The following is a 6,540-nucleotide window of genomic DNA, read 5'->3' as shown; positions in this document are numbered from 1 at the left end:
GCGCAATACCGGGCAGTGCGGGACCGGGCAGCGCCGGGCGGTTCCGGTCATGAACAACGACGGGTGTGCCCGCGGCGACATCGCCGGGGGCGGTGACGGTGACGCGGCGGCGCTGGCTGGTTGCGGAACCGGTCGACGGGTGTCCTATCAGCTGTACATCGACGGGGGTATGCGGCTGGTGGCCGACGCCTGGCTGGCGGAGTCCCTCCTGGGTGTGCTGCGCGACCACCTTGGCGTGATGTCGGTCAAGGACGCCTGCGAACAGGGCCGATGCGGATCATGCTCGGTACTCATGGACGGCCGGCTGGTGGCAAGTTGCACAGTGCTCGCGGCGGATGCCGCGGGCGCCGTGGTCACGACCGTTGCCGGGCTGGGTGCGGGTGGCCCGGCCCGAGCGGTGCGGGCCGCCTTCCTCGCCCACGGGGCGGTCCAGTGCGGCTTTTGCACACCAGGGTTCGTCGTCGCCGTGACCGATCTGCTGGCCCGGCGGCCCGACGCGGACGAGGACGAGATCCGTGAGGCATTGGCGGGCAACATCTGCCGGTGTACCGGATACGGACGGATCATGGCGGCCATCCGGTCCATCCAGGACACTCGCCGGTGACCGATGACAGGCGGTGGGCTGATGGCGGACTCACGTTCATCCGGTGATCAGGAGTTTACCGATCACGCGGCGGCCGGTCAGGGCATCGGTAGATCGGTGCCCCGCCCGGATGGCGCAGACAAGATCGACGGGACGTTCCCGTACGCTGGCGATCTCTTCCTGCCGGGCATGCTGCACGCCCGGACGCTGCGCAGCCCGCACCCCCGCGCCCGGATCCGCCGTATCGACACCGCCGCGGCCCGGCGTCTTCCGGGCGTGGCGGCGGTGGTGACCGCCGGGGACGTGCCCGGCCGGGCCACCTACGGCCTGATCGTCGCGGACCAGCCGGTGTTCGCCCGTGACGTTGTGCGCTACCAGGGCGAACCAGTTGCCGCGGTCGCGGCGCGTGACGCCCGCGCCGCTGTCCGGGCGCTCGCCGCCATCGACGTCGACTACGAACCGCTGCCCGCGGTGACAGATCCTGAGCGGATCGTGTCCGTTGGCGGCGAGGTCGATCCGCTGCACCCTGACGGCAATATTTTTCGCGAGATCCATCTGCGGCACGGTGACCCGGCGGCCCGCGGCACGGTCCAGGTCAGCGACTCCTATGTGGTGGGCATGCAGGACCAGGCCTTCCTCGGCTGCGAGGCCGCGCTGGTGGTGCCGACGGCGGACGGCGGTATCGACATGCGGGTGGCCACGCAGTGGCTGCACTCCGATCGGGAGCAGATCGCGGCGTGCCTGGGTATTCCCGAGGATCGGGTGCGGCTCACCCTCGCCGGGGTTGGCGGAGCGTTCGGCGGCCGGGAGGACATCACCCTGCAGATCCACGGCGCGTTGCTGGCGCGGGTCACCGGGCAGCCGCTGCGGATCCGCTACGACCGGGTCGAGTCGTTCCTCGGCCATCCGCACCGGCATCCGGCTCGCCTGTGGTTCCGCCACACCGCGTCCCGCCGCGGGCAGCTCGTCAGCGTCCACGCGCGGGTGGTCCTCGATGGCGGAGCGTACGCGTCATCGTCCCCGGCGGTGCTGGCCAACGCGGTGACGCACGCGTCAGGGCCCTACCGGGTCCCCCATACCGTGGTGGACGGGTGGGTGGTGCGGACGAACAACCCACCGTGCGGAGCCATGCGCGGCTTCGGGGTTCCCCAGGTCGCCTTCGGGCACGAGGCGCAGATGGACCGGCTCGCGGACGCGCTCGGCATGGATCCGGTGGAACTGCGCCGCCGCAACGTGCTCGAGCCTGGCGATGTGCTGCCCACGGGCCAGCTCGTTGCTGATCCGTTGCCGTTGCGGGAGGCGATCGCGACAGTCGCGGCTCGTCCGCTGCCAGCTCCGGTGTCGGACCGTACGCCGGTGACATCCCTGCCGGGCGGGCGGCTGGCCGCGGCCGACCCGGGCCGGGTCCGCCGCGGTGTCGGCTACGCGCTGGCCTACAAGAACCTGCTGTTCTCCGAGGGCTTCGACGACTTCTCAACCGCCCGGGTACGCCTGGAGCTCGGGCCGGACGGCACACCGCGGGCCGTCGTGCACAGCGCGTGCGCGGAGGTCGGCCAGGGCTTCGTGACGATCGCCGGGCAGATCGTGCGGACCGAACTCGGGGTGGACCAGGTGCTACTCGCCCCGGCGGACACCGCCATCGGCAGTGCCGGGCCGACCAGCGCGTCCCGCCAGACGTGGATGAGCGGTGGCGCTGTGCGTGCCGCCGCGGTCACGGTGGCCGAGCGGCTGCTGGGCCGGGCGGCCGGGCGGCTCGGCCTGCCCCCCGAGGTGGTCGCCGAGCCGAGGCGGCTGCTGGCACTCGCCGACGGCGAGATCGTCGCCAGCGAGGCCGGAACGCGGCTGCCTCTTGCCGACCTGCTCGCGGACGGGCCGGTCGAGGCGGTGGAGGTCTTCCGCCACCGGCGTACCCAGCCGCTGGGCCCGGACGGCCAGGGCGACGTACATGTCGCCTTCGCCGTGGCGGCGCACCGCGCGGTCGTCGACGTCGACGTGGACCTGGGACTCGTGCGGGTGGTATCGATGGCGCTCGCCCAGGACGTTGGCATGGTGCTCAACCCGATGGCGCTACGCGGGCAGGCGGAGGGCGGTACCGCCCAGGGGCTCGGCCTCGCGCTCATGGAGGAGCTCGTGGTTGACGGCGGGGTGGTGCGCAACCCCACGTTTCATGATTACGTCCTGCCCACCATCGCCGATGTCCCGGCGCTGGACTTCGTGGCGTTGACGCACGCGCAGCCCGGGGCGCCCTACGGCGTCAAGGGGGTGGGGGAGGCGGCGACCTGTTCGGCGACCCCGGCAGTGGTGGCGGCGGTCCGTGCCGCGATCGGGCGTGACCTGCGCCGGGTGCCGATCCGGCCGCAGGACCTGGTGCTGCCGCCGGGCCAGGCCCACCCGGCGGATCTCGTCCGCCCGGATGCCGGCGGCGGCGGCGGATGACCATCCCCCCGGCCGGGCTCCCCGGGCTTCCCGAACGTCCCGAGATACTGTGTTCGTCACGGGTCGTGACTCCCGACGGAGTCGGCCCGGCCGCCGTCCATATCGCCGGCGGCCGGATCACCGCGGTCACCCGGCCCGAGGCCGTCCAGGCCAGACCGGGTGTCACCGATCTTGGAGACCTCGCCCTGCTGCCCGGGGCCGTGGACACCCACGTCCACGTCAACGAACCCGGGCGCACCGAGTGGGAGGGGTTCGCCAGCGCCACGCGGGCCGCAGCCGCTGGCGGCGTCACCACGATCGTGGACATGCCGCTGAACGCCATCCCGCCGACGACGTCGGTCGCGGCACTCGCGGTGAAGCGGGCCGCGGCGGCCGGGCGGATAGCGGTCGACGTCGGCTTCTGGGGCGGGATCGTCGGCGCTGACGTGCGGGACCGCACCGAGATCGCGGCCCTGCACGACGCCGGGGTGTTCGGCTTCAAGGCGTTCCTCGCGCCGTCGGGGGTGGCGGAGTTCCCGCATGTGCCCATGGAGGTCCTCGCCGTCGCGGTGGCTCGTGCCGCCCGGCTCGACGCGTTGACCGTCGTCCATGCCGAGTCACCGTCGGTCCTGGCCGTGGCGCCACCGGTGGCGGGCCGGGCGTTCGCGAGCTGGTTGGCCTCGCGCCCGCCGGCCGCGGAGACCGAGGCGGTGGCCGGGCTCGCCGCGCTGTCGGCCGCGAGCGGGGCCCGCCTGCACGTCCTGCACCTGTCCGCGGCGGCGGCTCTGGATGACGTGCTCGCCGCCCGCGACGCCGGGCTCGCGCTGACGGCGGAGACCTGCCCGCATTATCTGGCGTTCACCGCCGAGGAGATCCCCGATGGCGCGACTCTGTACAAGTGCGCGCCGCCGATCCGGGGGGAGCGCAACCGGGAGGCGCTGTGGCAGGGCCTCGCCGCGGGCCTGTTCGCCGGGGTGGTGACCGACCACTCACCCGCCACGCCACAGCGTAGGGCGATCACGTCAGGCGACTTCGCGCAGGCGTGGGGCGGGATCGCGTCGGTGCAGCTCGGCCTCGCCGCGGTGTGGACCCAGGCTCGCCGCCGCGGTCATGACCTGGCCGATCTGGCCCGCTGGATGTGCACCGGACCAGCCGATCTCGTCGGCCTGGGGCACAAGGGCCGGATCGTCCCGGGCGCGGACGCCGACCTCGTCGTGATCGACCCGGACAGGTCCTTTGTCGTCGATCCCGCGAAGCTGGCCCATCGCCATCCGCTCACCCCCTACGCTGGGCGGACGCTGCACGGCGTGGTGCGTGCAACCTACCTGCGCGGTGAACGTGCCGACGGCGACCGGCCGCCGCGCGGCCGCCTGCTGTCGAGATGAGCCCGATGGCGTGCCCCACATCGCGCACCCGCGTTCCGCACCCCCGCGTTCCGCACACCCATCCCGAATATCGGCGGCCCGCGCACCCGGCGGCGGACCCGACCCGCAGGAGAAGCGGACCCGACCCGCAGGAGAAGAGGAGCAGTGAGCGACGCACCCGATCTTACGAACCTTGTCGACCTTGCCGCCGCCAGGTTCGGCGGATCGGTGGTGGTTGTCAACGACGAGTTCTTCGCACTCGCCGAACGGATGCTGCTGCCCGAGCCGCCGACCGCCCGGCCGGGCGTCTTCACCGAGCGGGGCGCGTGGACGGACGGCTGGGAGACCCGCCGCCGCCGTGAGCCGTACGGCGCGGACTGGGCGATCGTCCGGCTCGGCGCGCCCGGTGTGGTCCGAGCGGTGACCGTCGACACCACCCATTTCACCGGGAACGCACCGGAGTCGGTCGAGCTGCACGGTGCCACGCTGGGCGGTTACCCCTCCGCGGCCGAGGTCGCCGAGGCATCGGTCAGCTGGGTGCCGCTGGTGCGCCGGACACCGGTCCGATCGGACGCGGTCAATGTTCTGCCGGTCGAACGGGCTGGCCACACCCGTGTCACCCACGTACGGCTCACCATCCACCCGGACGGCGGGGTGGCGCGGCTCCGCGTGCACGGAACAGTGATCGCGGACCCCCGTCTGCTGGACCGGGTCACCTCCGACCTGGCCGCGGCGTACCTCGGCGGGGTGGTGGTGGCGTGCAGCGACATGCATTACGGCGACCGGCACAACCTCAACGCGTCCGGAGACGCGCGGGTGATGGGGGAGGGCTGGGAGACCCGCCGCCGGCGGGGAATGGGCCACGACTGGGCCGTCGTCCGGCTCGCCACCACAGGCCAGATGATCAGGGCGGAAGTCGACACCCGCCACTTCCACGGCAACGCGCCCCGGGCCGTGGCGCTGTGGGCCGCGTCCGCCCCGGAGCTGTTCCAGAGCGACGACATCTCCTCGATCACCGAGTGGCAGCCGCTGCTGCCACAGGTGCGGGTGCAGCCGAACACGCAGCACCTGTTCGACCTGGAGGTGCCGGTGGAGGCCACCCATGTCCGGGTGGACGCCATCCCCGACGGGGGGCTGGCCCGGCTGCGCCTCATCGGCACCCCGACTCCGGCGGGCCGCCAGGAGCTGGCCATGCGCTGGTTCAACGCGCTGTCCCCAGGGGCGCTCCATGCCGAGCTGCTGGGTTGCTGCGGCTCGGAGGAGTGGGCGGCCGCGGTCACCGACAGCCGGCCGTACCCGACCCTCGAGGCGCTCCTCAACACGGCCCGCGATCACTGGCAGCGGCTCACCGAGGCCGACTGGCTGGAGGCGTTCACCGCGCACCCACGCATCGGTGAACGCGGTGCCCTGCTGCCGGCGCCGACCACGTCCAGCCGGGCCGTGGTGGCTGGCCTGGACGCCCCCCGCCGGGAGCAGGCCGCGGTGGACAACGCCAGCCTCGACCTGAAGGCGGCCCTGGTCGCGGGCAACCAGGAGTATGAGGATCGCTTCGGCTACATCTTCCTGGTGCGTGCGGCGGGACGCAGCGCCGAGGAGATCCTGGGCCTGCTGCGTGAGCGGTTGGGCAACGACCCGGCTACCGAGCTACAGGTCGCCGCCGGCCAGCAGGCCGAGATCACCGCGTTGCGGCTACAACGGCTGATCAGCGGTTCGTAACCGTCCGGTTGCCCCGTGCCCGGGCATGATGCCTGGGTGACCCTCTCCACGCATGTGATCGACACCGCCGCCGGAGCCCCGGCCGACGGGGTGCCAGTTGGACTGGAACGGATGATTGTCGGCTTCGACGGCGACGCCCGCGGGTGGCGGCTGGTCACATCCGCGGTGACCGACGAGGACGGGCGGGTGCGGGATCTCTCGCTGGACGGGCCGGGTGCGTGGCGGCTGGTGTTCGACACCGCGTCCCGCTCGACGTTTTTCCCGGAGGTCGTGATCACTTTTGTTGTCACCGATCCGGCGCGGCATCACCACGTGCCACTGCTGCTCTCACCCTTCGGCTTCTCCAGCTACCGCGGCAGCTGAGCGCCGGCCGGAGAAGCTGAGCGCCGGGCGCGGAGATTTTTCGCCACCGTAGGCACCCGGGGCGTGCGTCCAGCAGCCTTATGCCCCAGGGGTCGCAAA

The 6,540-nt window shown here is 72.7% G+C and carries 5 protein-coding genes; all 5 read left to right on the top strand.

Features of this window, described 5'->3' with window-relative positions; translation table 11 throughout:
• Window positions 1-49: 49 nt before the first annotated feature.
• The 5 genes from MJ785_RS16745 to uraH all read left to right on the top strand — a co-directional run bounded on the left by MJ785_RS16745 (window position 50) and on the right by uraH (window position 6,441).
• The gene (locus MJ785_RS16745; RefSeq protein WP_370651740.1) at window positions 50-604 is read left to right on the top strand and encodes a (2Fe-2S)-binding protein; all 555 of its coding nucleotides are present in this window, start codon (window positions 50-52) and stop codon (window positions 602-604) included.
• Window positions 605-625: 21 nt separating this feature from the next.
• Window positions 626-3,019, top strand: a complete 2,394-nt coding sequence (gene pucD / locus MJ785_RS16740; RefSeq protein WP_239381685.1) for a xanthine dehydrogenase subunit D — start codon at window positions 626-628, stop codon at window positions 3,017-3,019.
• Window positions 3,016-4,383: an allantoinase AllB gene (gene allB / locus MJ785_RS16735; protein WP_239381683.1), complete on the top strand. Its 1,368-nt coding sequence runs from the start codon at window positions 3,016-3,018 to the stop codon at window positions 4,381-4,383. The genes pucD and allB overlap by 4 nt, the downstream gene beginning before the upstream one ends.
• Before the next feature lie 144 nt (window positions 4,384-4,527).
• Window positions 4,528-6,078, top strand: a complete 1,551-nt coding sequence (locus MJ785_RS16730) for an allantoicase (protein WP_239381681.1) — start codon at window positions 4,528-4,530, stop codon at window positions 6,076-6,078.
• 36 nt (window positions 6,079-6,114) lie between these two features.
• A complete protein-coding gene (uraH, locus tag MJ785_RS16725) occupies window positions 6,115-6,441 on the top strand; it encodes a hydroxyisourate hydrolase (protein ID WP_239308654.1) in 327 nt (108 codons plus the stop codon).
• The last annotated feature ends 99 nt before the right edge of the window (window positions 6,442-6,540 follow it).

The organism is Protofrankia sp. CiT1, assembly GCF_917627335.1.
GTDB lineage: Bacteria > Actinomycetota > Actinomycetes > Frankiales > Frankiaceae > Protofrankia.
The sequence above is the reverse complement of the archived record's forward strand: the minus strand, read 5'-3'. Positions and strand labels throughout refer to the sequence as shown.